Source organism: Croceicoccus pelagius (genome assembly GCF_001661915.1).
Classification (GTDB): Bacteria; Pseudomonadota; Alphaproteobacteria; order Sphingomonadales; family Sphingomonadaceae; genus Croceicoccus; species Croceicoccus pelagius.
In genome coordinates, this window is sequence record NZ_LYWY01000039.1 from 251,513 (window position 1) to 275,696 (window position 24,184).

27 protein-coding genes are annotated in these 24,184 nt (G+C 63.3%); 15 read left to right on the forward strand and 12 right to left on the reverse strand.

The genetic code is table 11. From position 1 onward, the window contains the following. Nucleotides 1–8 precede the first annotated feature (8 nt). Nucleotides 9–992: a glucokinase gene (gene glk, locus A9D15_RS12615; RefSeq protein ID WP_066766105.1), complete on the forward strand. Its 984-nt coding sequence runs from the start codon at nucleotides 9–11 to the stop codon at nucleotides 990–992. Between the two features lie 171 nt (nucleotides 993–1,163). Next, complete coding sequence (locus A9D15_RS12620; protein ID WP_066765523.1) at nucleotides 1,164–1,460, forward strand: UrcA family protein; 297 nt, start codon at nucleotides 1,164–1,166, stop codon at nucleotides 1,458–1,460. A gap of 94 nt (nucleotides 1,461–1,554) precedes the next feature. On the opposite strand, the gene A9D15_RS12625 is transcribed toward A9D15_RS12620, so the two are convergent. Together A9D15_RS12625 and A9D15_RS12630 are read right to left on the reverse strand one after the other, a co-directional pair. Further along, nucleotides 1,555–3,612, reverse strand: a complete 2,058-nt coding sequence (locus tag A9D15_RS12625; protein ID WP_156521773.1) for a 3-hydroxyacyl-CoA dehydrogenase NAD-binding domain-containing protein — start codon at nucleotides 3,610–3,612, stop codon at nucleotides 1,555–1,557. Between the two features lie 689 nt (nucleotides 3,613–4,301). After that, nucleotides 4,302–4,916 carry a hypothetical protein gene (locus A9D15_RS12630; RefSeq protein ID WP_082924451.1) on the reverse strand — a complete coding sequence of 205 codons (615 nt, stop codon included), beginning with the start codon at nucleotides 4,914–4,916 and terminating at the stop codon, nucleotides 4,302–4,304. Nucleotides 4,917–4,991: 75 nt separating this feature from the next. On the opposite strand from A9D15_RS12630, the gene A9D15_RS12635 reads away from it, so the two are divergent. Genes A9D15_RS12635 through A9D15_RS12645 form a run of 3 tightly spaced genes read left to right on the forward strand, consistent with a single transcriptional unit; the run spans nucleotide 4,992 to nucleotide 6,610 of the window. After that, nucleotides 4,992–5,750 carry a TlyA family RNA methyltransferase gene (locus A9D15_RS12635; protein ID WP_066765524.1) on the forward strand — a complete coding sequence of 253 codons (759 nt, stop codon included), beginning with the start codon at nucleotides 4,992–4,994 and terminating at the stop codon, nucleotides 5,748–5,750. A 21-nt stretch (nucleotides 5,751–5,771) separates the two neighbouring features. After that, the gene (locus A9D15_RS12640) at nucleotides 5,772–6,275 is read left to right on the forward strand and encodes a TspO/MBR family protein (RefSeq protein ID WP_066765525.1); all 504 of its coding nucleotides are present in this window, start codon (nucleotides 5,772–5,774) and stop codon (nucleotides 6,273–6,275) included. Nucleotides 6,276–6,301: 26 nt separating this feature from the next. Beyond that, nucleotides 6,302–6,610: an accessory factor UbiK family protein gene (locus A9D15_RS12645; RefSeq protein ID WP_066765527.1), complete on the forward strand. Its 309-nt coding sequence runs from the start codon at nucleotides 6,302–6,304 to the stop codon at nucleotides 6,608–6,610. Nucleotides 6,611–6,651: 41 nt separating this feature from the next. Here the strand turns inward: A9D15_RS12645 and A9D15_RS12650 are convergent, their stop codons facing one another. After that, entirely contained in the window at nucleotides 6,652–7,494 is an 843-nt protein-coding gene (locus A9D15_RS12650) for a hypothetical protein (RefSeq protein ID WP_066765533.1), read from the reverse strand. A gap of 117 nt (nucleotides 7,495–7,611) precedes the next feature. Next, nucleotides 7,612–8,532: an energy transducer TonB gene (locus tag A9D15_RS12655; protein ID WP_082924453.1), complete on the reverse strand. Its 921-nt coding sequence runs from the start codon at nucleotides 8,530–8,532 to the stop codon at nucleotides 7,612–7,614. 85 nt (nucleotides 8,533–8,617) lie between these two features. Here A9D15_RS12655 and recO point away from each other — a divergent pair, with 85 nt between their 5' ends. From recO to A9D15_RS12675, 4 genes are read left to right on the forward strand one after another with little or no spacing between them, the layout of a single operon-like run. Then, on the forward strand, nucleotides 8,618–9,226 hold the full coding sequence (gene recO / locus A9D15_RS12660) for a DNA repair protein RecO (RefSeq protein ID WP_066765537.1): 609 nt from the start codon (nucleotides 8,618–8,620) through the stop codon (nucleotides 9,224–9,226). 39 nt (nucleotides 9,227–9,265) lie between these two features. Beyond that, a complete protein-coding gene (gene leuB / locus A9D15_RS12665; protein ID WP_066765539.1) occupies nucleotides 9,266–10,321 on the forward strand; it encodes a 3-isopropylmalate dehydrogenase in 1,056 nt (351 codons plus the stop codon). 35 nt (nucleotides 10,322–10,356) lie between these two features. Next, complete coding sequence (locus A9D15_RS12670; protein ID WP_172807528.1) at nucleotides 10,357–10,776, forward strand: hypothetical protein; 420 nt, start codon at nucleotides 10,357–10,359, stop codon at nucleotides 10,774–10,776. Nucleotides 10,777–10,821: 45 nt separating this feature from the next. Beyond that, on the forward strand, nucleotides 10,822–11,922 hold the full coding sequence (locus A9D15_RS12675) for a glycosyltransferase (protein WP_066765542.1): 1,101 nt from the start codon (nucleotides 10,822–10,824) through the stop codon (nucleotides 11,920–11,922). Here A9D15_RS12675 and A9D15_RS16620 read toward each other — a convergent pair. Together A9D15_RS16620 and A9D15_RS12680 are read right to left on the reverse strand one after the other, a co-directional pair. Then, nucleotides 11,919–12,086: a hypothetical protein gene (locus A9D15_RS16620; RefSeq protein WP_156521775.1), complete on the reverse strand. Its 168-nt coding sequence runs from the start codon at nucleotides 12,084–12,086 to the stop codon at nucleotides 11,919–11,921. The two genes, A9D15_RS12675 and A9D15_RS16620, sit on opposite strands and share 4 nt — an antisense overlap. Before the next feature lie 101 nt (nucleotides 12,087–12,187). Further along, nucleotides 12,188–13,471 carry a phospholipid carrier-dependent glycosyltransferase gene (locus A9D15_RS12680; RefSeq protein ID WP_066765544.1) on the reverse strand — a complete coding sequence of 428 codons (1,284 nt, stop codon included), beginning with the start codon at nucleotides 13,469–13,471 and terminating at the stop codon, nucleotides 12,188–12,190. Between the two features lie 79 nt (nucleotides 13,472–13,550). On the opposite strand from A9D15_RS12680, the gene A9D15_RS12685 reads away from it, so the two are divergent. The 3 genes from A9D15_RS12685 to apaG all read left to right on the forward strand — a co-directional run bounded on the left by A9D15_RS12685 (nucleotide 13,551) and on the right by apaG (nucleotide 16,722). Then, nucleotides 13,551–14,759 (forward strand): trans-sulfuration enzyme family protein, encoded by a 1,209-nt coding sequence (locus A9D15_RS12685; RefSeq protein WP_066765550.1) that lies wholly within the window; start codon nucleotides 13,551–13,553, stop codon nucleotides 14,757–14,759. Nucleotides 14,760–14,792: 33 nt separating this feature from the next. Continuing rightward, nucleotides 14,793–16,232 carry a sensor histidine kinase gene (locus A9D15_RS12690; RefSeq protein WP_229660260.1) on the forward strand — a complete coding sequence of 480 codons (1,440 nt, stop codon included), beginning with the start codon at nucleotides 14,793–14,795 and terminating at the stop codon, nucleotides 16,230–16,232. Between the two features lie 91 nt (nucleotides 16,233–16,323). Next, nucleotides 16,324–16,722, forward strand: a complete 399-nt coding sequence (gene apaG, locus A9D15_RS12695) for a Co2+/Mg2+ efflux protein ApaG (protein WP_066766116.1) — start codon at nucleotides 16,324–16,326, stop codon at nucleotides 16,720–16,722. Nucleotide 16,723: 1 nt separating this feature from the next. Here apaG and mddA read toward each other — a convergent pair whose 3' ends face one another. After that, a complete protein-coding gene (mddA, locus tag A9D15_RS12700) occupies nucleotides 16,724–17,452 on the reverse strand; it encodes a methanethiol S-methyltransferase (RefSeq protein WP_066765552.1) in 729 nt (242 codons plus the stop codon). Nucleotides 17,453–17,520: 68 nt separating this feature from the next. After that, entirely contained in the window at nucleotides 17,521–18,609 is a 1,089-nt protein-coding gene (locus A9D15_RS12705; RefSeq protein ID WP_066765557.1) for an AI-2E family transporter, read from the reverse strand. Between the two features lie 149 nt (nucleotides 18,610–18,758). Between A9D15_RS12705 and A9D15_RS12710 the strand changes: the two genes are divergently transcribed. Next, nucleotides 18,759–19,550 carry a LysR family transcriptional regulator gene (locus tag A9D15_RS12710; protein ID WP_066766118.1) on the forward strand — a complete coding sequence of 264 codons (792 nt, stop codon included), beginning with the start codon at nucleotides 18,759–18,761 and terminating at the stop codon, nucleotides 19,548–19,550. A 1-nt stretch (nucleotide 19,551) separates the two neighbouring features. On the opposite strand, the gene tmpT is transcribed toward A9D15_RS12710, so the two are convergent. The 4 genes from tmpT to A9D15_RS17000 all read right to left on the reverse strand — a co-directional run bounded on the left by tmpT (nucleotide 19,552) and on the right by A9D15_RS17000 (nucleotide 22,904). Further along, nucleotides 19,552–20,190 carry a thiopurine S-methyltransferase gene (gene tmpT / locus A9D15_RS12715; protein ID WP_066765559.1) on the reverse strand — a complete coding sequence of 213 codons (639 nt, stop codon included), beginning with the start codon at nucleotides 20,188–20,190 and terminating at the stop codon, nucleotides 19,552–19,554. A 116-nt stretch (nucleotides 20,191–20,306) separates the two neighbouring features. After that, a complete protein-coding gene (locus A9D15_RS12720; protein WP_066765561.1) occupies nucleotides 20,307–20,981 on the reverse strand; it encodes an energy transducer TonB in 675 nt (224 codons plus the stop codon). Nucleotides 20,982–21,112: 131 nt separating this feature from the next. Then, nucleotides 21,113–21,928 carry a universal stress protein gene (locus A9D15_RS12725; RefSeq protein WP_066765562.1) on the reverse strand — a complete coding sequence of 272 codons (816 nt, stop codon included), beginning with the start codon at nucleotides 21,926–21,928 and terminating at the stop codon, nucleotides 21,113–21,115. 40 nt (nucleotides 21,929–21,968) lie between these two features. Continuing rightward, nucleotides 21,969–22,904 (reverse strand): hypothetical protein, encoded by a 936-nt coding sequence (locus A9D15_RS17000; RefSeq protein ID WP_229660259.1) that lies wholly within the window; start codon nucleotides 22,902–22,904, stop codon nucleotides 21,969–21,971. 245 nt (nucleotides 22,905–23,149) lie between these two features. Here A9D15_RS17000 and A9D15_RS16625 point away from each other — a divergent pair, with 245 nt between their 5' ends. Together A9D15_RS16625 and A9D15_RS12735 are read left to right on the forward strand one after the other, a co-directional pair. Further along, nucleotides 23,150–23,362 (forward strand): hypothetical protein, encoded by a 213-nt coding sequence (locus A9D15_RS16625; protein ID WP_156521776.1) that lies wholly within the window; start codon nucleotides 23,150–23,152, stop codon nucleotides 23,360–23,362. 87 nt (nucleotides 23,363–23,449) lie between these two features. Further along, nucleotides 23,450–24,028, forward strand: coding sequence for a MarR family transcriptional regulator (locus tag A9D15_RS12735; protein ID WP_156521777.1), 579 nt, complete (start codon nucleotides 23,450–23,452; stop codon nucleotides 24,026–24,028). The last annotated feature ends 156 nt before the right edge of the window (nucleotides 24,029–24,184 follow it).

A 24,184-nucleotide genomic window follows, 5' to 3' on the forward strand; every position in this document is an offset into this window, starting at 1 on the left:
TGCTGATCATGGCAAAAGAAAAAACGAAAAGCCTCGTCACAATCGACGTGGGAGGGACCAACGCTCGCTTCGCCCTTGCCGAAGTTGCAGACGGCAAAGTCGTGTCGGTGAACGAGCCGACGACATTCGCGACCGGCTCGGTCGATGGCCTTGCCGCCGCGTGGCAGCGGTTCGCCGACGCCCATCCCGAGGGCCTGCCCCGCGCTGCCGCAATTGCCGTTGCCGGGCCGGTCAATGCAAACGAGATCCGCTTCACCAATTCGCACTGGGTGATCCGTCCCGCCGACATCGGCTCGGAACTTGGCGTCGATGCCCACTGCCTGATCAACGATTTCGAAGCGGTCGGCCATGCCGTCGCCGCGGCGGGCGAAGAGCATTTCCTGCATCTTTCGGGGCCAGAGGAAATCCCCGAATTCGGCACGACGACGATCACTGGCCCCGGCACCGGCCTTGGCGTTGCCGCACTGGTGCGCCGTCCCGACGGGTCGTATCGGGTCCAGCCGACCGAGGGCGGCCACATCGGCTTCGCGCCCGAAGACCGCGTCGAGGAAAAGATCCTCGCCGTCGTGCGCGAATCGTTGCCGCGCGTTTCGGTCGAACGCATGTGTTCGGGGCCGGCCATCCTCTACCTTGCCGAAGCCATCGCGCGGATCGAGGGGCTGCCCATGCCTTCGGGAGACGACCGAGAACTCTGGCTTTCGGCGATTACCGGCACCGATCCGGTCGCGGTCAAGGCGATGGAGCGGTTCTGCATGATACTCGGCGCTGCGGCGGGCGACCTTGCGCTTGCGCACGGTTCCAACGCGGTGGTCATCGCCGGCGGGCTAGGCCTGCGCCTGCGCGACCAGATCCGCGCTTCGGGTTTTGCCGAACGCTTCGTCTACAAGGGCAGGTTCAAGTCGCTGATGGAAACGATCCCCGTCAGGCTGATCACCCACCCGCAGCCGGGACTGTTCGGCGCGGCGGCTGCCTTCGCACAAGCGCACAGCTAAGTCGTTCATAATGCTGGCGAACGGCACTGTTGCCGTTCGTCGGACCGGATATGCCGTTCGTCGGCAGGCGGAGTCGTTCGTCGGCAACCGTGTTGCGACCATAGAACACCGAATGCGCTTCGCGGAGATGCGCGGCACAAGGTTCTCGTCATTTCGAGGAGGACTAAAGCCATGAAGATCATCGCAGCCATCGCCGCTACTGCCGCCCTTGCCACCGCCGCTCCGGCCTTCGCCGGCTCGGTCGAAGTGCAGTACAAGGATCTCGACCTTTCGACCGCTGCCGGTCAGGCCCAGCTCGAGGATCGCCTCGACGATGCGGCCCGCGCAGTCTGCGGCATGGACCAGATCCAGACCGGCACCCGCATCCGCAGCCGCGAAGCGCGTGACTGCTACGCCGGCGCCAAGGCACAGCTTTCCAAGCAGATCGCCACCCTGGTCGAGAAGCAGAAAACGGCAAAGGGCGGCTGACTGCCGAAAACCAGCAGTTCCCAAGCAGTCAATCGCCTGCGCCCGACCGCTCCCGTGCGGTCGGGCGTTTCCCGTTATCGGGGGTGCGTTCGGCTCAGGTGAAAGAGCCGCCTTCTGCGGCCAGCTTCTTCAGCATGGCGGCCGGCTCGATGCCCATCTGTTCAAGCCCGGCGACAATCTTGTCGAGGCCGTGGATGTCGGCCCAGCACATCGGGCCGCCCTGATAGCTGGGCCAGTTGTAGCCGAGGATCGCGGCAACATCGATGTCGCCTGCCCGCAGCGCAATGCCTTCATCAAGGATTTTCGCGCCTTCGTTGATGACGGGGTAGAGGAGGCCGGCCACGACCTGTTCCGGCGTCAATTCGACGTCGCCCGCGATGCCGCGATGCCTGCGAACCTTCTCGATCACGTCGTGTGCGGCAGGAGCCGGGGTGCCGCGGCGCTTTTCGTCGTAATCGTAGAAACCGCCGTTCAGCTTCTGCCCGCGACGTTCCATCGCCACCAGTTCGCCGGTCAGCGTCATGTCGCCCGGGAAAGTGATGACGTCGAGACCGATGAGGTCGAGCAGGGCGATCGGGCCCATGGCGAAACCATAGTCGCGCATCGCCGAATCGATAACCTGCATCGGCGTTCCGGCCAGCAGCATTTCCTGGCTGGCGACCATGTAAGGCAGCATCAGGCGGTTGGCGATGAAGCCGTCGCACACGCCTGCCAGCACCGGAGTCTTGCCGATCTTGCCCGCCAGCTTCATGCCGGTGGCGATCACGCTGTCGCTGCTCTTGTCGCCGCGCACCACTTCCAGCAGCGGCATGACGTTGGCGGGCGAGAAGAAGTGCAGGCCCAGCACCATTTCGGGGCGGCTGGTGAAGGTGGCGATGTGGTTGATGTCGAGGAAGCTGGTGTTCGACGCAAGGATCGCGCCCGGCTTGCAGATCGTCTCAAGGCGGCTGAACACCTTCTCCTTGATCTCCATCGATTCGAACACGGCCTCGATAACGAGGTCGACGTCGGCCAGCGATTCCATGTCGAGCGAACCGGTCAGAAGGCCCATGCGAGTTTCGACATCGGCGTCGGTCAGGCGGCCCTTCCTGGCGGTGTTTTCATAGTTCTTGCGGATGACGCCAAGGCCGCGATCCAGCGCTTCCTGCTTAACCTCGACGATGGTCACCGGAATGCCGATGTTGGCGAAGTTCATGGCGATGCCGCCGCCCATCGTGCCTGCGCCGATGACGCCGACGCTCTTCACGTCGATCAGCGGCGTGTCCTTGCCGATGCCCGGCACTTTCGAAGTCTCGCGCATGGCGAAGAACACGTGGCGCAGCGCGCGTGACTGGTCGGAGGTGAACAGCTTGTTGAAGTTGGCCGACTCGACCGACATGCCTTCGCGGAACGGCAGGTTCACGGCAGCCTTTACCGAATCGAGGATTTCGTCCGGCGCGATCACGTCGCGGAACAGGCGGCCATGTTCAGCCTTGAACCGGTCGAACAGCTCTGCGTCGGCGCGGTCCTTTTCGACCATTTCGGTCTTTTCCGAAACGCGCGGCAGCGGGCCGTCCTTGGCCATCATGGCTGCGGCCATGGCCATCGCTTCTGCCATCAGCGCGTCGTCGGCGACGACCTTGTCGACAAGGCCCATCTGCTCGGCCAGCGCGGCCTTTACCGGCTTGCCCGTGATCATCATCTGCAGCGCGGCTTCCGCGCCGACAAGGCGGGGCAGGCGCTGCGTTCCGCCCGCGCCGGGCAGCAGGCCCAGCTTTACTTCGGGCAGGCCCATTTTCGCCGATGCGGCGGCGATGCGGTAATGGCAGCCCAGCGCGACTTCGAGCCCGCCGCCAAGCGCGGTGCCGAAGATCGCGGCGACCATCGGCTTGGAACAGGCCTCGATCCTGTCGATTACGCCCGGTAGCCAGGGTTCACGCATGCCGATGTCGAATTCGGCGATGTCGGCGCCGGCAGGGAACGTGCGGCCCTTGGCCGAAATGATCGCGGCCTTGATGTCGGTGTTGCCCTCGATCTCCTCGATCGCGGCGACCAGCCCTTCGCGGACCGACAGGCCCAGCGCGTTCACCGGCGGATTGTCGATCAGGACGACGGCGACGGCGTCCTCGACGCTCAGCGTGACGGTGTCGGACATGCTCTTGGTTTCGGACATTCAGGTCGCTCCTCGTGTCTCTTTGCGGGTCTGTGCACGCAAAGGCGCGCCTCGTTTCGGCGTGTTCATTACGCAGCGCGGCATAAATTACAATTGCGCAGGGAAAACCGGTCTTTTGGCGAGGTAGCGGGAATAACCGGTGAAATAATGAGAAAGCCCGTAGCAGGGCAATCCCGCTACGGGCTTTCGCATGGTCAGCGGCCGGAAGTGCCGCCCTGACGAAACCTCTATCGTTTCACACCCCAAAGGGAGTGGATTAACGATAATGCCTCGTAGTGGACTTCACCGACCTCTCTGCTGAACCATGAGACATCGGATCACCTCCTTTCGCGCCGGGGCCAAGATTTAGCCGCGTGCCGCAAGCCCCCAAGTTAGCCTGCGAGCGGCGGGGTCGGGCGGTGTATCCGAGCGATCTTGAGGCCTTGCGCCTGGCTATCGCCGTTCCGCTCCGTCCTTGATTCGAGAGACTACTTTTTTGGCGCTGCACAACAAGTCTTGCGTGAAACTTATTCACTGTCATAATCGATGACTTCGGGAATTGGCCTTGCGGCAAGCCTATGAAAAAACAAGGTTTGTCCGCGCCGACCGGCTCGTGCTTACAACTCTCGAAGACACCCCCAGATCGCTGTAGATGCCCGCCGCCTTAGGCGACACGCAACTATCCACAGCCGTGTTCGGGCGTGTGCGGTTTAGCGGCAATCCTCGACCACGCGGGCGATCTCCGGCCAGCTCGGCAGGTAGAGCGTCGAGAGGCCCGGAACCTGCACCGCGATCCGGCCCCGGCTGAAGATCATCGCGTCGAGAACCGGGTCGTAGGGCTGCAGCGTCGCGACGGTGTAAGGCGTCGGGTTCGGCACCGCGCCTGCGGGCAGGGTGCGGTCCGCCTCGGTCGTGGTAACATGCATCGAAGTCGCGCCCGAATTGGTGCCGGCGCGCCACAGCTTCACCTGCCGGTTCGCCGGTTCGCAGGCGACGATGAAGCGCGCATCGCCATTCGCCTCGCCGAAAATGGCACGCGTCGCGGTGCCGCTGCTGACATATTGCCAGTCGCCCGCCGTCAGGGGCGCGTCCATCCAACTGGCGGGCGGCTGGGCTGCGGGCGGCGGGGTCGGTGTGGGCGTTGGGGCAGGTGCCGGGGGCGGCGCCGAGACCGGCTCGGGCGCGGGTGGCACGCAAGAAGCAAGGCCAAGCCCCGTCGCGGCGACGGCAGAGCCCATGAGCAGCCACGTCCGGCGCATCGCCTTGCGGGCAATGCTCTTGCGCTGGGTTTCGGGAAGGGCGGGCACGTCGTCGCTTGGCGTCATGCGCGCGTTATGCGAAGGGCTGGCCTTGTACTCAAGCCCCTTGACGCCAAACCGGTTTTCCTTTTCGCCCGTCCGATGATCAAGCCACCTGCCAGCAAGCCGAAAAAGCAGCGCGTGGACCAGATGCTGGTCGAACGCGGGCTCGTCGAAAGCCGCAGCCGCGCTCAGGCCCTGATCATGGCGGGCACGGTCTTCACTGGCGAGACGAAGGTGGCCAAGGCCGGGCAGCAGCTTTCCGAAGACGCGCCGCTCGAAGTGCGCGGGCGCGATCACCCCTGGGTCAGCCGCGGCGGCATCAAGCTGGCCCACGCCATCGACGAATTCGGCCTCGACCCCAAGGGCGCGACCGCGATGGACATCGGCAGTTCGACCGGCGGGTTCACCGATGTCCTGCTGCAAAGGGGCGCAGATCACGTTTTTGCCGTCGATTCGGGCACGAACCAGCTCGCATGGAAACTGCGCCAGGACGAACGTGTGACGGTGCTGGAACAGACCAGCGCCCGCATCCTGACCGCCGAACACATCGACCGCCCCTGCAACTGGGTGGTCTGCGACGCCAGCTTCATCGGGCTGGCCAAGGTTCTCGAAGTGCCGCTCGCGCTCGCCGCACCGAATGCGACGCTCGTCGCTCTCATCAAGCCGCAGTTCGAGGTGGGCCGCAATGAGGTCGGCAAGGGCGGCGTGGTGCGCGATCCCGCGCTGCACGAGCGGGTCTGCGGCGAAGTGACCGACTGGCTGGAAACGATCGGCTGGACCGTGAAGGGCCTGACGACCAGCCCGATCACCGGACCGGAAGGCAATGTCGAGTTTCTCGTGTGGGCGGAACGCGGCTGACCCTTCGCGCGTTCAGGTGGCATGGACACCCAGATCGCATCCCCCGACACATCCCGCTCGGTCCTTAAATGGGCCATTCTGACCGTTCCCGTCGTCGTCGTTCTGGGCCTCCTGTCCGGCTGGGCCTCGGGCTCTGGCGGGGACGGGGAATGGTTCACCTCGCTCGTGAAGCCCGACATCTTCCCGCCGCCCTACCTGTTCGGCGTGGTCTGGACGATCCTCTATGTCCTCATGGGTTTCTCCCTCGCCTTCGTACTGGCCGCACCCGCCACGCCCTTCAAGCGGTTTGCCGTGACGATTTTCGCGGTGCAGCTGGTGGTGAACGTGCTGTGGTCGCCAATCTTCTTCAGCGCGCACCTGATCGCCTTTGCCTTCTTCTGGATCGTATTGCTGATCGTGCTGGTGATGGCGACGATGGCCTATTTCGCGCGGGTCAGCCGCACGGCGATGCTGCTGCTCGTACCTTACCTTGCGTGGATATGCTTTGCCGCGGTGCTGAACCTGCGATTCTGGCAGTTGAACTGATCAGTTATCGGGGCCACATAGGAACCATGCAGAGCGACAATCCCCGTATCTCGGACATCACCCGCATGTTCACCGCAGCCGCCGGCACCTTTGCCGGCATGGCGCAGGAATCGGCCGAAGCCGCCCGCGAACGCTTGAAAGAAGCGCTGGGCGGCATGGACTTCGTCAGCCGCGAGGAATTCGAGGCGGTGAAGGAAATGGCCGTGAAGGCGCGGGAAGAGAACGACAAGCTGGCGCAGCGCATCGCCACGCTTGAGGCGGAAGTCCTGCGCGCCGCATCGACGAAGGCGGCGGCGCGAAAGGGCGCGGCCAAGAAGGACGCTCCTGAGGGTTGAGGACTAAAGATTTGGGTAGCCGTGCACGGCAGCTACACTCATCATCCGCCCAGCTTCATCCCGATTTCAACGCGATAACTCGCAATCGGTTCTCCCGCCTCGTCGAGGGCAGGTGAGAAGGGGGCCTTTTGCCTGATCCGGCCGCACACGCGTTCGCTTTCCTTTTCGCTCAGGAAATTGGAGAGGATCTTGCAATCGGTGACCCGTCCGTCCGCACCGATCAGAACCCTGATCGGTGAAGGCACGCCGGCAGGATGGCCGGAAGCCTTGACGAGCGGTGTCGAGAGATAAAAGCCATCAGTCTCGGCAGCACGTGACAATTTGCGCTGGGCCAGTGGGTCCAGACCCCACGATGCTACAAGATCGTCCGCGCACTTGTTCAACGCATCGAGGGCCGGAGCCATCGGACCGGTCTTTAGCCGCAGCACCGGATCAAGCTTGCCACCAAAGGTAAGTTCGCTGGCGTCTCCGATCGTTTTCAGTTTCGACGGACTGGTGTCGGCCTTACCCTCCAGATAGGGCGTCCAAAGCGACGTCATCGCGAAAAATCCACGAACGCCGTCTGCATTGCTTGTTGCAAAGACAAAGTCGAGCGTGTGCGCCGGCACGTCATCGCGCCAGCGTACGTCCACGGACGGGCCGACTTCCTCGATCGGCTCCCCCGCAAGGCGCATTGTCACGTTGCTTCCCTGATCGAACGTCTCGATCTGCATTACGACCGGTCCCGCCCCGCTCTTGAATACGCCGGTCAACGCACAACTATTGTCGCGGTAATCGACCGACCAAGGCGCAGACGGTTCGAGCAAAACCGGCTGGTCTTCGGCAAATGCAGGATTCGACACGGCCAGTGACAGAAGCCCGGCCCCCATGAAAAGTTTCTTCATGACAGCAGGTTAGGCGAGGCTGATGTAATAGGTCAAACCCCTGCGCGCTTGCCAGCCGCGCCTATGCCCGCAAGACCCCGGACAAGAAAGACGCGCCGGAGGGCTGAGATTACGGCCTTATGGGAGGCGGTAGAACATTGTCTGAAAATAGACGCCGGTTATCGGATTTCCGTCGGCGTCAAGCGCGGGGGTGAACTTGCCGTACCGTCGCCATTTCCTGCAAGTGAAGTCGGCTAGGCTTTTTGATGCGAGGTTCCGTGTGACTCGGCAGTCAGCAGGTTTTCCTTTTTCGTCGATGATGAGCATGAACGTTACGTCGCCCTGTTCGTCGTTCCTTAACGCTGTTGTATCGTATTCGTTGAGTACGTCACTCCGCCATTTGTCCAAGTCGAGCGTGGCAACAGGGCGTGAGCGGTTTCGCAGCGTGACTGGGTCGACTCCCATCTCGGTTATGAGATTGTCGAGACATGACCGGAGCGCGTTGAAAGGTGCTTTCAAACTACCGGTCATGTAAGCGATGTCCGCACCGGTTTCATCCGTTAGAAACAACCCCTCGACGCTAGCCTCGGTTGTCATACGCTCTGCCTCGTTCCGATAGCCTTCCGCCGAAGGATTATCGGTCAATCCCGCAACATTGTGACCAAGCCCGGCTTCGAACATCAGTCCGGTTCCTGTTTCGAACGCGATCGGTATGACCTTACCTACCTCCTGAGCCGAAGCCGCCTCCGACCAACGGAACTTTAATCCCTTGCTGTCGGGATCGCTTGGATAGACGAGCACGTCGAAGCCCGCCTTGTTTGGAGATGGCGCAGCGAATTCGAGCGTTGATTTCTCCTCACCCTCGCCGAAAGTGGCCCAGAGCCTGCAGCTGCTGTCGGCATAGTCCATGACCCATTTAGATGACTGCTCGAGCTTTACCGGCTCTGCCGACGCGGCGGAGGCAATGCCTGTCGCGACCATGCCCAGCGCGGTGGCAAGCGCTTTGGTTCTCATTGAGTTCGGTTGTTTGGGCGATGCCCCTATGAAAAGCTTCTTCATGACAGCAGGTTAGGCGAGGGTGCGATAAAAGGTCAAACACCTGTACGCTTGCCAGCCGCGCCTATGCCCGCCACATCCGTAGTCCATGGAAATCCGCGCCCCCGCCATCGTCTGCGCCAGCCGTGCCCACGGTGAGACCGCGGCTATCGCGCGGGTGTTCACGCGCGAATTCGGGATGCTGGCGGGCTATGTCGCGGGCGCGCGGGGCAGGCGGATGCGGCCCGTGCTGATCCCCGGAAACGTGGTCGAGGCGGATCTTCGCTCACGCTCGGCCAGCCAGTTGCCGTTCCTGAAACTCGAACTCGTCACCAGCCGCGGGCCCTGGCTGACAGAGCCTTTGCCCGCTGCCGCCATCGGCTGGGCGACTACGCTGGCAGCAACGGTCCTGCCCGAACACAATCCCTATCCTGCGCTGCACGATGCGCTTTCCGGCTTGCTGGAGGCGATATGCAATGCGCCGTCGGCGCGGATGTGGGCGCTGGCCATGGCGAAGTACGAAGTGCTGACCTTGCGCGAACTGGGTTTCGGCGGGGGCGAGATGCCTCCGGTGGCGGAGAACTGGGACGAAATTCTCGGTATTCTGGACAGCAGCGGGCGGCAATTATCCCGCAGGCTGCTTGCAGATCGCCGCACGAATGTTATGGGCGCGCGCGAAGTCATGATGCAGCGGCTCGCCCGGATCTCCGGCGGCTGAGCCTGCTGCCTCGCTTAAGAGCATCGAAAGGCACAGCACATGAAGATCGCGGTTTTCCCCGGCGACGGTATCGGCCCCGAAGTCACGGCACAGGCGCTGCGCGTGCTCGATGCCCTGCCGCTTCAGGTCTCTCTGCTCGAAGGCGACGTTGGCGGGATCGCCTACAAGCGCCACGGCCATCCGCTGCCGGATGAAACGCTGGTCGCCGCGAATGAGGCCGATGCGATCCTGTTCGGTGCGGTCGGCGATTTCGATTGCGATAATCTGGAACGTCATCTGCGCCCCGAACAGGCAATTCTCGGCCTGCGCCGCGAATTGAACCTGTTTGCCAACCTGCGCCCTGCCAAGGTGTTCGAAGGGCTAGAGCATACCAGTGCGCTGAAGCCGGAGATTGCGGGCGCCATCGACCTTTTGATCGTGCGCGAACTGAACGGCGACGTCTATTTCGGCGAAAAAGGCATGCGCACGACCGACGCGGGCCTGCGCCAGGGCTATGACATCATGTCCTATGACGAATCCGAAGTGCGCCGCATCGCCGTCGCCGGTTTCGAAGCCGCGCAGAAGCGCCGAGGCCGCCTGTGCAGCGTCGACAAGGCCAACGTGCTGGAAACCAGCCAGCTGTGGCGCGATGTCGTGATCGAAACGCACGCCGATTTCCCCGACGTGGAACTGACCCACATGTACGTCGACAACGCGGCGATGCAGTTGGTGAAGAATCCGGGCCAGTTCGACGTCGTCGTCACCGGCAATCTGTTCGGCGACATCCTGTCGGACCAGGCCTCGATGTGCGTCGGTTCGATCGGCCTGCTGGCAAGCGCCTCGCTGGGCGAGCGCAAGACCGATTACGGCACTTTCGGCCTTTACGAACCGATCCACGGCAGCGCCCCCGACATCGCGGGCAAGGGCATTGCCAATCCGATGGCGACCGTCCTTAGCCTTGCCGAACTGCTGCGCCACTCGCTGGGACAGGAAGAACTGGCAAAGCGCGTCGAGAACGCGGTTGCCAAGACGCTGGCCGATGGTATCCGTGGCGGCGATCTTGGTGGGGATTCGAATTGCGCCGAAATCGGTGACGCAATCTTAACGCGCCTTTGATAAATTAGCGAAAATTCATCTGGCTGGGGGGCCGCATGAAATTTGGTTTCGGTGCGTCTGGAACGGACGCGACAGACAAGCGGCCTTGCACCCTGTGCGGGCTGGAAATGATCTATCTGATCGGGATTCCGCTGGGAATCTGGATGTCCTCTTCAGACATGTGGCTCTATCCGGCGGTGAACTTCACGCTCGTCGCGCTTGTCGTTCTCACGGTGACGCGGCTGCGCTGGGCGCTGTCGTGGCTGCTGCTTTCGGCGGCGTGCATCGGGTTTCTGATCTTCGTGCCGATGGGGGCGATGTTCCAGTTTTCGCGGTTTACCGGCAATTCGATGGCTTACATGCGGTTTGCGCTGATCATGTTCATGGGTTCTGCGACGCTGATCCTCCTGTGGATGCCGTCCACCACGCGCTGGCTGCGTGCAAGGGGAGGGCGTTTCGCCAACGTGTTGCTCTGACGTCCGGCTGGACTGGGCGCGCGTTTACGGCGATGGACTGCAAAGATGCTGAAACTCGCCGTCATTCTCCCGACATTCAACGAACGTGACAACCTCGCCTCGCTGGTAAAGCGCATGGCTGCCTCGCTTGACGGTGCTTTGGGCATCGGGGGGTGGGAAGCGATCTTCGTTGACGACGATTCGCAGGACGGCACCGCGGAAGAAGCGCGGACCCTGTCGCGCGCCGACCACCGCGTTCGCGTGATCCAGCGCATCGGCCGGCGCGGCCTTGCCAGTGCCGCGATCGAGGGGATGATGGCGACTGCTGCGCCCTATGTCGCGGTGATGGATGCCGATCATCAGCATGACCCCGCGCTGCTGCCGCTGATGGTGCAGGCGCTGGAGACCGGAGAGGCGGATGTCTGCGTCGCCAGCCGTTTTGCGCCCGGGGCCAGCATGGCCGACTGGAACCGCCCCGACCGTGAGAAGCAGTCCGAACTCGCCAACCGCATCGCCCGCAAGCTGACCGGTGTCGAACTGTCCGACCCGATGAGCGGCTATTTCATGATGCCTGCGCACACGCTTCGCGATGTCGCGCCGCGGCTTTCGGGAATCGGGTTCAAGATCCTGCTCGACATCCTCTCGACGTCGGAGCGCAAGTTGACGGTCAAGGAATTCCCGCTGTCGTTCGCGGCGCGGGCCGCAGGAGAATCCAAGCTGGACCAGGCAATCGCGTTCGAATTCCTCGTCGGTCTGTATGACAAGACGCTGGGCCGGTTCATCCCGACGCGGTTCGCCCTGTTCGGCACGATCGGCGCGCTGGGCGTGGTGGTGCACCTTGCCGTGCTGTGGCTGCTCTACAAGATGTTCGGGACGGGGTTCCTTTACGGCCAGATCGGCGCGGTGATCGCGGCGATGACGTTCAACTTCATCCTCAACAACGAACTGACTTACGCCGACAAGCGTATCCATTCGCTGGGCGGACTGGCCGTGGGCTGGCTCAAGTTCGCGCTGACCTGTTCTATCGGCGCTTTTGCCAATGTCGGTGTCGCAGAGGCGCTGGTCAGCCGCGGGGCCCATTGGGTACTGGCCGCGATTGCGGGTATCGTCATCGGGTCGGTGTGGAATTATGCCCTGTCGAGCCGGTTCGTCTGGGGCCGGTTCTAGACTTCGGAAAACCTGCGCAGGCGCCGGGCGGTTCGGGCGGCCTTGTCCTTTTCAATCTCGTGGCAATCGCTTTCGACCAGTTGATCGATCTGGTCCGCCGCACGCGCTAGCACGTTTTGCAGCGCGATCTTTTCCTGCTGCGAATTGGCAAGCGCGTGGCGCAACTCGTCCCTGCTTTTACAAGCGCTATCGTCAGGGCTTTGATCTGGTTGCGGGCAGTTCGTCATCTTGCCCGAATAATCGCCGAAACGCCCTCAGGTTCCGGTCAACGCCAGTTCTGGAACCACGCATAGTCGGCAAAGCTGGTCTTTTTGGGTAGCGGCTGGGTCGTCAGGATCGGTATGAAATAGACGAACAACAGCGCGCTCGCCGCGACGAACGCAGGGGCCAGCCGGCGGTGCAGACGCCACGGCGGATTGCGCCAGACCCAGTGGTCAAGCGCCAGGGCAAGAGCCACCATCAGGAATTGCGCGCTGATCAGGTAGTGGTAGTAGAACTGCACCGGCTTTGGCGCGACGATCCATAATGCCAGCGCCGCAGCCCATGCGCCCGCCGCCATAAGGCAGTCCATGCGCCCCCGCACCAGTCCGAGCCACAGGCATCCGACAAGGCCGACAAGGCCCGCCAGCATCGTGATCGGATTGCCAAGGAACAGCATCCCGCGCCAGTCGCCTTCGTATTCTTCGTAGAAATACCAGATAGGCCGCCAGTCGACCACCCACTGCCACCAGCGCGACATATAGGGGTGGTCCTTCTTCACGCTCTCCTGCAGGTCGAGCATGTAGCCTTGCCAAGACACCGGCCCGTGGAACCGCGGGTTCGGATTATCGAGCAACCAGATAGTCGTGTAGCTGGCGAGGTAGATCGCCACCGGCAGCAACGCGAGCCAGACGAACGCCTCGTAGATCGTCATGTCGTCAAGCGGCCGCCGCGCATCCTTGATTACTTTGGCGCGCAAATTGCCGAGGAACACGCAGGCCCCTGCGAAGGCGATGACGGGCGCTGCGTTCCACTTCACCGCCAACGAAAGCCCGAACATCACGCCCGCCAGGATCACGCGCGGCCGCACCGCCTTGCCCGTGCCCGCTGCGACCAGCGACCAGCAGCCCAGCATGAGAAAACCCAGCATGTAGATGTCGAGCATCGCCACACGCGACTGGACCAGCAGCAGGAAGTTCGACGCCGCCAGCACGCCTGCGGCCAAGGCGGCAAAGCGCGATCCACTGGCCGCCCAAGTCATCCGCATCATCGCGAAAAGCGTCAGCACCCCGAACAGAACCGAACCCGCGCGCCAGCCGACAGGGTTGTCGCCCAGCAGGCGGATCGAGGTTGCGATCATCTGCTTGCCCAGCACGGGATGCTCGGGGTTCAGCAGGATTTCGCCTGCGACCCACGCCCTTGCGGCGGGCAAATAGTGGGTTTCATCGAAGATCGGGATCGCCACTTCGGCGAAGCCCCAAACCGCAACCCCGCCAAAGACGAGCGCGATCAGCAGCATCCAGCCGATCGGATCGCTTTCTTTTCTTGTCCTGTTCGCAATCGGCTGCATTGCCTTGCCCGGTAACGTCAGGCGGTCAGGCTTGCAATCGCGATTGCATGGGCAACGGGGCGGCGCTAACGGCAGGGCCATGAAACGCACGACAGGACAGGACCGCTCGATCACTCGCAACTGGCGTCCGGCCACGCAGGCCGTTCGCGCAGGCACCTGGCGCAGCGAGATGGGCGAGACCAGCGAGGCAATTTTCGCCACTTCCGGCTATACCTATGAAGACGCGGCAACGCCTGCCGCGCGCTTTGCGGGCGAGCAGGACGGCATGACCTACTCGCGCCTGCAGAACCCCACCGTGCAGATGCTGGAAGAACGCATCGCCGTGCTGGAAGGGGCAGAGGCGTGCCGCACGCAGGCATCGGGCATGGCGGCTATGACCGCCGCGCTGCTCTGCCAGCTTTCGGCGGGCGATCACATCGTCGCCGCGCGTGCCGCCTTCGGTTCGTGCCGCTGGCTGGTGGACAGCCTGCTGCCGCGTTTCGGGATCGAGGGGACGGTTATCGATTCGACCGACAATGCCGCGTGGGAGGCCGCAATCCGGCCCAACACCAGGGTCTTCTTCTTCGAAACGCCCGCCAACCCCACGCTCGACATCGTCGATCTCGAATATGTCTGCGGCCTGGCCAAGGCGCACGGCATCACCACCGTCGTCGACAATGCCTTCTGCACCCCGATCATGCAGCGCCCGATGGATTTCGGCGCCGACGTCGTGGCCTATTCCGCGACAAAGCTGATGGACGGACAGGGCCGCGTGCTGGCCGGCGCCGTCTGCGGCAGCGAGGAATTCATCCAGGACAAGCTGCTGCCGTTCCAGCGCAATACCGGGCCGAACCTGTCGCCGTTCAACGCGTGGGTCGTTTTGAAGGGGCTGGAAACGCTTCATCTGCGCGCCCGCCAGCAGTGCGACAACGCGCTCAAGCTGGGCCGTTTCCTTGAAGACCGCGTGCCCACGATCCTGCATCCGGGGCTTGAACGCCACCCGCAGCATGCGCTGGCCATGAAGCAGATGACGATGCCGGGCTGCATCTTTTCGATCGTTCTCGACGGCGGGCGCGAGCAGGCCCACGCCTTCCTCGATGCGCTGGAACTGATCGATCTTTCGAACAATATCGGGGACGCGCGTTCCCTGATGTGTCATCCTGCCAGCACGACTCACCATTCGGTCGGACCGGAGGCACGGGCCGAGATGGGTGTTTCGGAAGGAATGTTGCGCTTGAATGTCGGACTTGAGGATGCGGACGATCTCATCGAAGACCTCGCGCGGGGGCTTGCGGCCGCTGGCCTGTAACAACGCGCCACGCATGGTTCGCAGGACCGGCGCTTGAAATCCGATCCCGATATCGAACACGGGCGGCCCGAACGGCTTGCTGCGCGGACGTCGGATGACGTCGACCTGAGGATTGGCGGGGATGCGGCCCCGCTTCCCGGCGTTGCGCCCGAAGCCTTGCTGGCCGCGATCATCGAGGGTTCGGACGATGCGATCGTGTCGAAGACGCTCGAAGGTATCGTGACCAGCTGGAATCCTGGGGCAGAACGGCTGTTCGGCTATACCGCGTCCGAAATGATCGGACAGTCGGTCCGCAAGCTGATTCCCCAAGAACGCCACATGGAGGAGGACGCGATCCTTCGTCAGGTCGCGCAAGGGCGGCGGGTTTCCTCGCTCCACACCACGCGCCTGCGCAAGACGGGCGCGTCAGTGCGCGTTTCGGTCACCGTGTCGCCGATCCGCGATGGCAATGGCAAGATCATCGGGGCGAGCAAGATCGCCCGCGACGTCGGCGCGCTGGAACTGGCGCGTCAGCAACTGGCCGAAAGCGAACGTCGTTTCAAGATGCTGGCCGACAACATGTCGCAGCTGGCCTGGATCGCGGATTCGCAGGGCTGGATCTTCTGGTACAACAAGCGTTGGTTCGACTACACCGGTACGACCCTGTCCGACATGGAAGGGTGGGGCTGGAAACAGGTTCACCACCCCGACCACGTCGATCGCGTAATCGAACGCATCCAGAAAAGCTGGGACAGCGGCGAATTGTGGGAAGACACGTTCCCGCTGCGCGGACGGGACGGGCGCTATCGCTGGTTCCTGTCGCGCGCGCGGCCCATCCATGACGAAAACGGCGAAATCGCCTACTGGTTCGGCACCAATACCGACATCACCGAGCAGCGCGCGCAGGCCGAATCGATCGAGACGCTGCTGACCGAGGTGAATCACCGGTCGAAGAACATGCTGACGGTGATCCAGTCGCTGGCCCGCCGGTCCGCACCTGGGAATGACGAGTTCCTGAAGCGTTTCGTGCGCCGGCTTGAGGCCTTGGCCGCGAACCAGGATCTCCTGGTCCGCCGCGCCTGGACGCGGGTGGAGATGCACGAGCTCGTGCGCGCGCAGCTTGCCTTTGCGCTCGACATCGCGGGCACGCGGATCGAATTCGACGGTCCGGAAGTGGACATCACCTCGCGCGGGGCGGAAACGCTGGGCATGGCGCTGCACGAACTGGCGACCAATGCGCTGAAATATGGCGCGCTGTCGGTCGATGGCGGCAAGGTGTCAATCGCGTGGGACGACCGCGACGGGCGCTTTCAGCTGACATGGCGCGAAACCGGCGGGCCGGAAGTCATGCCGACGACGCGCACCGGCTTCGGCACCTCGGTCATTCGCGATATTCCGGTGACTGTCTTGGATGCGACGACCAGCCTCAATTTCTCGAAGGACGGGGCCAGCTGGTCGTTCGAATGCGATTCGGCCACCGTCATCGCGCACTAGCCGGGTGCGCTGGCGGCGGTAATTTCCACCGTATCGCGCCTTCGGGATTTGCGGGGGCAGGGGGTGATCGTCTAGGCTGCTATGTGAAATGATGAACCAGTTTTTCGATCACGTCGCCAAGACCAACGGCATCACCGTGCGGGTTTCCGCAAGCTTCCTGCCCGAACAGTCGCAGGTCGCCGCGGGGCGCTGGTTCTGGGCCTATCACATCCGGATCGAGAACGAGGGCGAAGAGGCTGCCCGCCTGGTCACGCGGCACTGGCGCATCACTGACGGAAACGACCGCGTGAGCCTTGTCGACGGCGAAGGCATCGTCGGCGAAATGCCGCGGCTGGAACCGGGTGAAAGCCACGACTACGTGTCGGGCTGCCCGCTCGAAACCCCGCTCGGTTCGATGGAAGGCTACTACGGCTTCGTCCGCGACGACGGCACGAAGTTCGAGGCGGCGATCCCCTTCTTCCCGCTCGCCGCCCCGGCGACGGCCCGCTGATCTAGCGCGCCTTGCCGATCCCCGGCACGATCATTCCGACCCGCTTGCGATAGTCGGTATAAGCCTCGCCCAGCGCATGGGTGAGGTCGCGTTCCTCCCACCGGATCGCCATCAGCACATAGACCGACATGACGCCTGCGAAGAGCAGGTGCCCCACGGTCATCACCGGAATGGCCCAGAACGCCATCAGCATCCCGAAATAAAGCGGGTGGCGCACATAGCGGTAGAACATCGGCTCGCGGAACTTGGGCGCATGATCGTTCTTGCCGGTAAAGCCGAACCACGCCTGCCGCAGTCCGAACAGCTCGAAATGGTCGAGCATCCACGTCGACAGGAACACGATGGTCCACCCTATGGCGAACAGAGCCCAAAGCACGACCGCCGCGGTGCCTTCGGCCGCCCAGACTACGGCAGGGATCGGTTGCCACAGCGCGAACATGATCCACAGCACGCCCACGGTGGCGAGGACATAGACGCTGCGCTCGATGCTCGGGTGTACGAACTGCGTCAGCTTACGCTTGAAGCCGCTGCGCGCCATGACCGAGTGTTGCAGACCGAAGAGCGAAATCAGGAAGACATCGACGACCGCCGCTGGGACGGGACCGAGCACGCCGCCCGCATCGATGGTTTTCGGTACGAACAGGTTGCCGACGAACGCGGCGAGATAGAGGAATGTCACGAAGAAAAGCAGATACGACGCGACGGCAAAGACCAGGCGAATGGCACCCATGACGAGTCCCCCCAAACAGGACATCGCGACCCTAAACGGGCCGATCATACCATCGATTGGCGATTTTGCTAAGTCACCGGCGCAGGCTCGCCTGCTTCGCCTTCCATCGGCGGGTGCATGATCGCCCAGCCGGAGAGGAACAGCCCCGCCACGACCGGCCCCGCGACGATCCCGCTGATCCCGAACGCGGCAATGCCGCCAAGCGTCGAAACCAGGATGATCCAGTCCGGAATCCCCGTGTCGCGTCCCACCAGGATGGGACGCAGGACATTGTCCGCCATGCCGATCACCGCAACGCCCGACACGATGACCATGACGCCCTGCCAGATGTCCCCGATTGCCAGCAGGTAGATCGCTGCCGGCAGCCAGACGATGGCCGGTCCCAGCGCGGGCAGGAGCGAGAAAATCGCCATCAGCAATCCGAACAGCACCGCGGCGGGCAACCCGGCGATCGAGAATGTGATCGCGCCCAGCGCACCTTGCACCAGCCCCACGACGACCGAACCCTTGATCGTCGCGCGGATTATCGCGACGAAACGGTCCACGACCTGCCGCGAAACTTCAGGCGGCATGGGCATGGCGCGGCGCACGGCATGGCCGATGGCGCGCCCGTCGCGCAGCAGGAAATAGGTCACGTAGAGACCGACGCCGAAGCTGAGCACGAAGCCCAGTGCGCCGCCGCCGATGGCAAGTGCGCGCGTCGCGATGAGCCCGACGGAATCGCGCGCGATCTCGGTCACTTTGTCGCGCAGCATCTCGAACTCGCCATAGCCCGAGTTGTCGAGCAGGATCTGCATCCGCGCGGGCAGTCCGTCGCGCACGCGGTCGAAGATCGTGCCCGCGTCGAACTGCTGGTCCTGTAGCGCGAGGTAAATGCCTGTCGCCTGATCGACGACCATCGTGCCGATCACCATGGCCGGCACCAGCACGGCAACGGTGATGATGAGCAACGAGGCAAGCGCGGCATAGTTCTTCCGCCCGCGCAGGATCAGCAACATTCGCCGATTGAGCGGCTGGAACATGATCGCAGCCAGAAGAGCCCAGAACAGCGGCGGCAGGAACGGCCACGCGATATAGAGCGTCGCCGCCGTTATCGCGGCAAGAAACAGCAGGAAGCCGCCGCGTTCGATCCGATCCCTGTCGCGCCCCTTGTGCATGTAAATCACCCCGTATCCAACCGGCGGGAAGAATACCGCCGCCTTGTCCAAGTGTCTGCCCACCCGCGGCTTTAGTCCCCGACTTGCGAATGACCCATCGCCTTCGCCCGTTGCCCAAACCGGCGGCTGGCCTTATGTCGCGGCTTGCAATGAAGCGGACGCATCTACCCCTGAATGGCCTGCGCGTGCTCGACGCGGCGGCCCGCCACCTGTCGTTCACCCGTGCGGCGGACGAATTGGCCGTGACTCCTGCCGCCGTGGGGCAGCAGATCCGCGCGCTCGAAGACCTGCTTGGCGTCGTGCTGTTCCGCCGCACGCCCAAGGGGCTGGAACTGACGGACGAGGCGATCGCGGGCCTCGATTCCCTGCGCGAAGGTTTCCTGCGTTTCGAGGAAGCGGTCGCGGCGATGCAGGCGGGTCAGTCCAGCCATAACTTCACTTTCGCCGCGCCGCGCGACTTTTTCGGTGCGTGGTTCGCGCACCGGCTGGCCGATTTCCGCAGGGAATATCCCGACACGCGCTTCCACATGGCGGGCGGCGCGCAGACCGACTTTACCGAGGCGAACCTCGATTTCGCGGTGCGTCTTGCCGATGGCCCCGGCGACCACGAAGGCGTGCTGTTGAGGCCGGGGCGCGTCGTTATCGTCGCTGCGCCCGATGGCGCCCGCGGCTGGATCACATGGCCCGGCGGCCCCGCGCCCGAAGGCGAGGAAGAGACGATGCAGGTCGGCGCGACCGGACAGGCTCTGGCCGCGGCGGCTGCGGGCCTTGGCCGTACGCTCCTGCCGCTGGAACTGGTCGAACGCGCGATTGCAGCGGGCGAACTGGTGGCAGAGGGCGAGGTCGAGGAGAACCGGTACGGCTACTGGTTCGTCGCGCCGCGTCCGCAGTGGCGCCAGAAGAAAGTGAAGGCGCTGGTCGAATTTCTGACCCGCGCCTGATCTAGCGCGGCACCATTCGCCACGCCGCTTCGGTGGCGGGAATGCGCCCCTTCAAGCCTCCTTCGACGTCACGTTCTTCCAGACAGGTCAGGTCGTAGTCCTTGGCGAACAGCCGCTCGACTTCGGCCGTGTCGATCGAGAAGGGCGGCCCGTCCATTTCGGACTGATCATAGGCAAACGTGATGAGCAGGCGTTTCGCGTCAGGCGTCAGGGCGCGGATCTGCCGTGCATAGTCATCGCGCATGGATGCCGGCATGGCGACAAGCGAAGCGCGGTCATACACCGCGTCCATCCCGCTCAGCGTCGTAGCGTCGAGCGCAAAGAGGTCTCCGGCATAGATCGTGACCGATCCTGCCGAATAGCGTGTCAGTTCCCCGTGTCCGGCGATCTCGGGCGCGACGTCCATCTCCTCGAAGAACTGGTCGACGGCCTTCATGCTCAGTTCCACGCCGACGACTTCGAAGCCTTGCGCGGCGAGCCAGGCCATGTCGCGCGCTTTGCCGCACAGGGGCACGAAAACGCGCGCGCCTGCTGGAAGGTCCAGCGAGGGCAAGTGGCGGACCAGAAGATCGTTTGCGGCGCCCTCGTGAAAACCGATCTCCATCGCATCCCAGCGAGCGTGCCAGAAATCTGCTTCCATCGAACGTTTCCTTGGGGTGGCGCCCGGACGGGCGAAGGGGATTTCGCAAGGCTCATAATGCAAACGGCCCCGCCCGGTAAGGGGCGGGGCCGTTCCCCCACGTCCGGTCGCCGCCGTCAGGGCAGGCGCCAGACAATCCTGCTTGAATAGGTGCCGGATATGGCATCTCCGTTACCGTCGCGCGCGGCTTCGAACTTTGCCCGCCTGGACAGTGATGTGCAGGCCGCCTTGTCGAGCTCGGCCGCACCGCTCGACGAGGTGACCGTGCAATCGGTAACCCGCCCGCGCGCGTCGATGGTCAGACGGAAATCGGTGGTACCCTCGATGCCGCGACGGATCATGCGGGACGGGTAATCGTCCTGCGTGACCCAGCTGCCGGGATTGCCGCGCGGCGCGGCGGCCCTGGGCTTGTAGAGCGGAGCGGGCTGCGTCGGCTCGACCGGAAGGTCGACGATCTCGTTCGAACGGCCGGTCGGGAAGGTGTCGGGGACAGGAACCTTGGGCAAGACGAACTCGCTCGTGCGGTCGAGCGGGCTGTCCATCGGCACGATCCTGGTGTCGGGCACGGGAACTTCGCGGACATCGTCCTTAGGCTGCTCGATCGGATCGAGCGGGATGATCTCGACCTCGTCCTCTATGAAGGTCGTCCCGATCGTCGTCTGTTTGATAGTGTCAATCACGCCGCCGGCAAATCCGGTCAGCAGGGCATAGCCCAGCCCTGCGTGAATGATGGCGACGGTTGCGATCGTCCGGGTCCGGTTCGGACCGTGGCTGGCATCGGAATAGGCCATTTTCACCCTCTCCTCGTGGGCGCTGCGGGCGCTTGTTCCTTGCGCGCCCTTTCAGCGCGATGAGGCGGCCAGCCTATCACGGGCCGCGGTGATCGCCTAAATCATTTGATATTCCGGCGTTTTGCCCGGCTTTAGCACTCCGGCGGGACGACCAGCGCATCGCAGGGTGCACTGGAAAGCAGCTGGCTTGCCGTGCTGCCCAGCGCCGCGTTGCGAAAGCCGCCGCAGCCTTGCGTCCCCAGCACCAGCAGGTCGGGGTGGTGAGCGGCAATCGCATCCATCACCGCGCGCTCGGCCCCGCCGTCGCGGGTTTCGGCCTTGATCCGCTTTTTAAGGGCAGGGGACAGGCCCGCATCGGCCAGGAACTCGTCCAGCGCCTTCTTCGCCTCTTTCTCGGTATCCTCGCGCACATGCAGCGCCTTCTGCCAGCCCGCGAACGGCACGTGCCAGCCGTGGACGACGTGGATCGGCGGATCGGGGAACAGCTCTCCGGCTGCGCGGATCGCGCCTGCCGATGTGTCCGAAAGGTCGGTTGCCGCCAGCATCCGTTCGTAGGCACCGTGCGCGCGGCGTTTCACCACAAGCACCGGCACAAGCGCCTGGCGCAGCAGGTGATCGACTGTCGTGCCGAGGAAATAGTCCCCGATGTCGTTGAAGCGCGCCACGCCGGTCACGATCAGCTGCGCGCCGATTTCGTCGGCAAGGCGCGGGATTTCCAGCGGGGCGGAGCCTGTGGGCAGTTCGAGCCGCGCCTCTACCCCGTCGGGCATCACGTCCTGCAAGGCGGCGCGGGCGGCGTTCATATCCTGCGCCCGCTTGCTGCCGGGCTTCACCACGTGGACGGCGACGAGTTCCACCCCCCGCAGCTTTGCCATCATCGCGGCGCGGTCGATCGCGCGGTCGTCTCTGGCGGAAAGGTTGGTGGCGACAAGAACAGGACCGGTCATGCCCTCAGCCTATGCAAAGCGCCCCCCTCACGCAATCCCTTCACGCAATGCCTTCGCGCCCCTCCATCCTCGCCCGCATCAGGTCGAGCTTGCGGTTGATGGAATCGATGATCTCCTGCTCGTCCGGCCCCTCTGTCCCGGCGCGCTCTGCCTCCGAGCCATAGCGGTGGGCGCGCCGGTGGCGCAGCATGAACATGGTGAGCGCATCGTTGTGGCGGCGATACCACGCCACCACCCTGCCGCCGCTGACGACGGGGCGCAGCTCGCCCTCCATCGCGCGTATGAGCGCGGTGTCCTCCAGCCGCGCCATGCCCGCGTCCACCGCCTTGTCCCACGCCTTGGCAAAGCCTTCCGCCCCGCCGCGGGAGCGCAGGCGGTAGAGCGCCTCTAGGCTGGCCCCGATTTCGCGGGCGGCCTGCGTGACAGAGCCTGTCGCGGCCAGCGCCGCGATGAAGGCGCGCTGGCGGGGCGGCGTGATCGAGTTGCGGCGGGGGCGGGCGTGGAGATAGGGCGCAAAGCCCAGCAGCGGATCGTCGGGAGAGGGCGGATCGCCCCGGAACGCTAGATAGGACGTCCGCCGCGAAGGGCGTGAAGAATTGCAGTGAAGCGGACCATCGGGCTGGTCACCATCAGCGGCAAGCGCCGCGCTCACCTCGTCCGGCGGAAAGACCGGCGGCTCTGCCTGCCTGAAGTCGGGTGAGGGGCGCGAAGCGCGTCTGCCGGTGCGTCTTGCGGCGCGCCTTGCCTCGCGGGCCGTGGGGCAGTTGCGCGCCGCGTCCCAGGCCGCGCGAAATTCCTCGGCGCCTGCCGCGTAGCGCAGCCTCTCCAGCGCCGCGACCGAGACCCCGACCCGAAGCGCCGCCTCTCCCACGAACCCATGGCGTGCCAGCGCCGCGATGAAGTCCCTCTGCCGCCGCGCATCGAGCCGCGCATGAGCGGCCCGCCGGACAGGCGTGAAGGTGAAGGGTTCGGACATGGACGCGCTCCGGTGCGGGGGACGGGGCGCTGGGGATTAGGCGAGGGGAGGGGGTGTAGGAAAATAACGAGACCTGAGCATGGCTCGTTTTCGGACGGCTGAGATTACGCAATTATCCTTAATCTGACTTTGATGTAGGACAGGCGGGCTAGATTGTCCTGAGTTGCGACATAGGGGAAAATACGGCGTTCCCAAGCAAAGTTTTGTATGTCGAAAAATGGATCATGATTTTAGGGCGGGAAACAATGATTCAAAAATCGGAAGCAATAAAGAAAGTAATCTTGGAGGTTGAAGACTGCCTACATCAGGTTGATATGTTAGGATTAAGAAAGGCAGGGGCAATTCTTGAAACCGCATTGGTCGAACTGCAATCTATTTCACAGTCTTTGGATGCTTTTATTTCGGTCGATCTGAAAGATCTCTCAAATGAAGCGTCGGGGAAAGAACCATCTGATTAATTTTACTGACTTGTATATTTTATGCAGGAATGCATTTTGCAGGCTTTCGGATGGCTCCGCGAATAGGTTAGAGGGGTGCCTCGGGTCATGCAGGATTATCAAATGTCTGGAAAACGCTTCTCGGAAATTGCTACAAAACTTCGTCGGATCGAGCGAATGATGAATGGATTGGCTGCCGATGCAGAGCGAAAGGCTGTGCTTTTTGGTGAGGCGGGAGCCGTTGGGCCTTCGTCCGACATGCGTTCGAAATCGACTGACGCTATTCCCAAATTTGACCGCGCTTCGCTGGCACGGCTTCTGCTGAAGCTCAAAGACTGCCGCCTGAACCACATCGAAAACGATATGTTCAGCAACGTATCGTGGGATATGTTGCTTACCCTCTACGTAGAGGAAATGGCGACTGGCGGGCCCGTGCTGACAAAGGCTGTTATTCTCGGTGCCGGCTGTGCTCAGAGTACGGGATCTCGGTGGATTGGCCATCTTGAGGAACAGGGGCTGATTCGACGATTCGGAGCATCGGAAGATCAGCGGGCGCGAATGGTTGAGATCACGGACCAAGGTGTCGAGATCATGGACGATTATCTCGAAGCTGCCGGTGCCGTGATTTACGAGGCTTGGATTGATATGCAGGTTGAAAGTGCTGTTGAGTTAGACTCCATGCACTGAGACGCGGATTGCGGCCGCATGAGGCTCCGCAGTTTTTTCTAGGCCCCTCAAGCGCCGGGCGCGGGCCATCCGGCCCGCTTGGCTTCGCCGCATAAGCGGCGGCGCGCATTTGCGCTTGCGGGTGTCGCTGGCGCGCCCCGAACTTCTGCCAGTGTT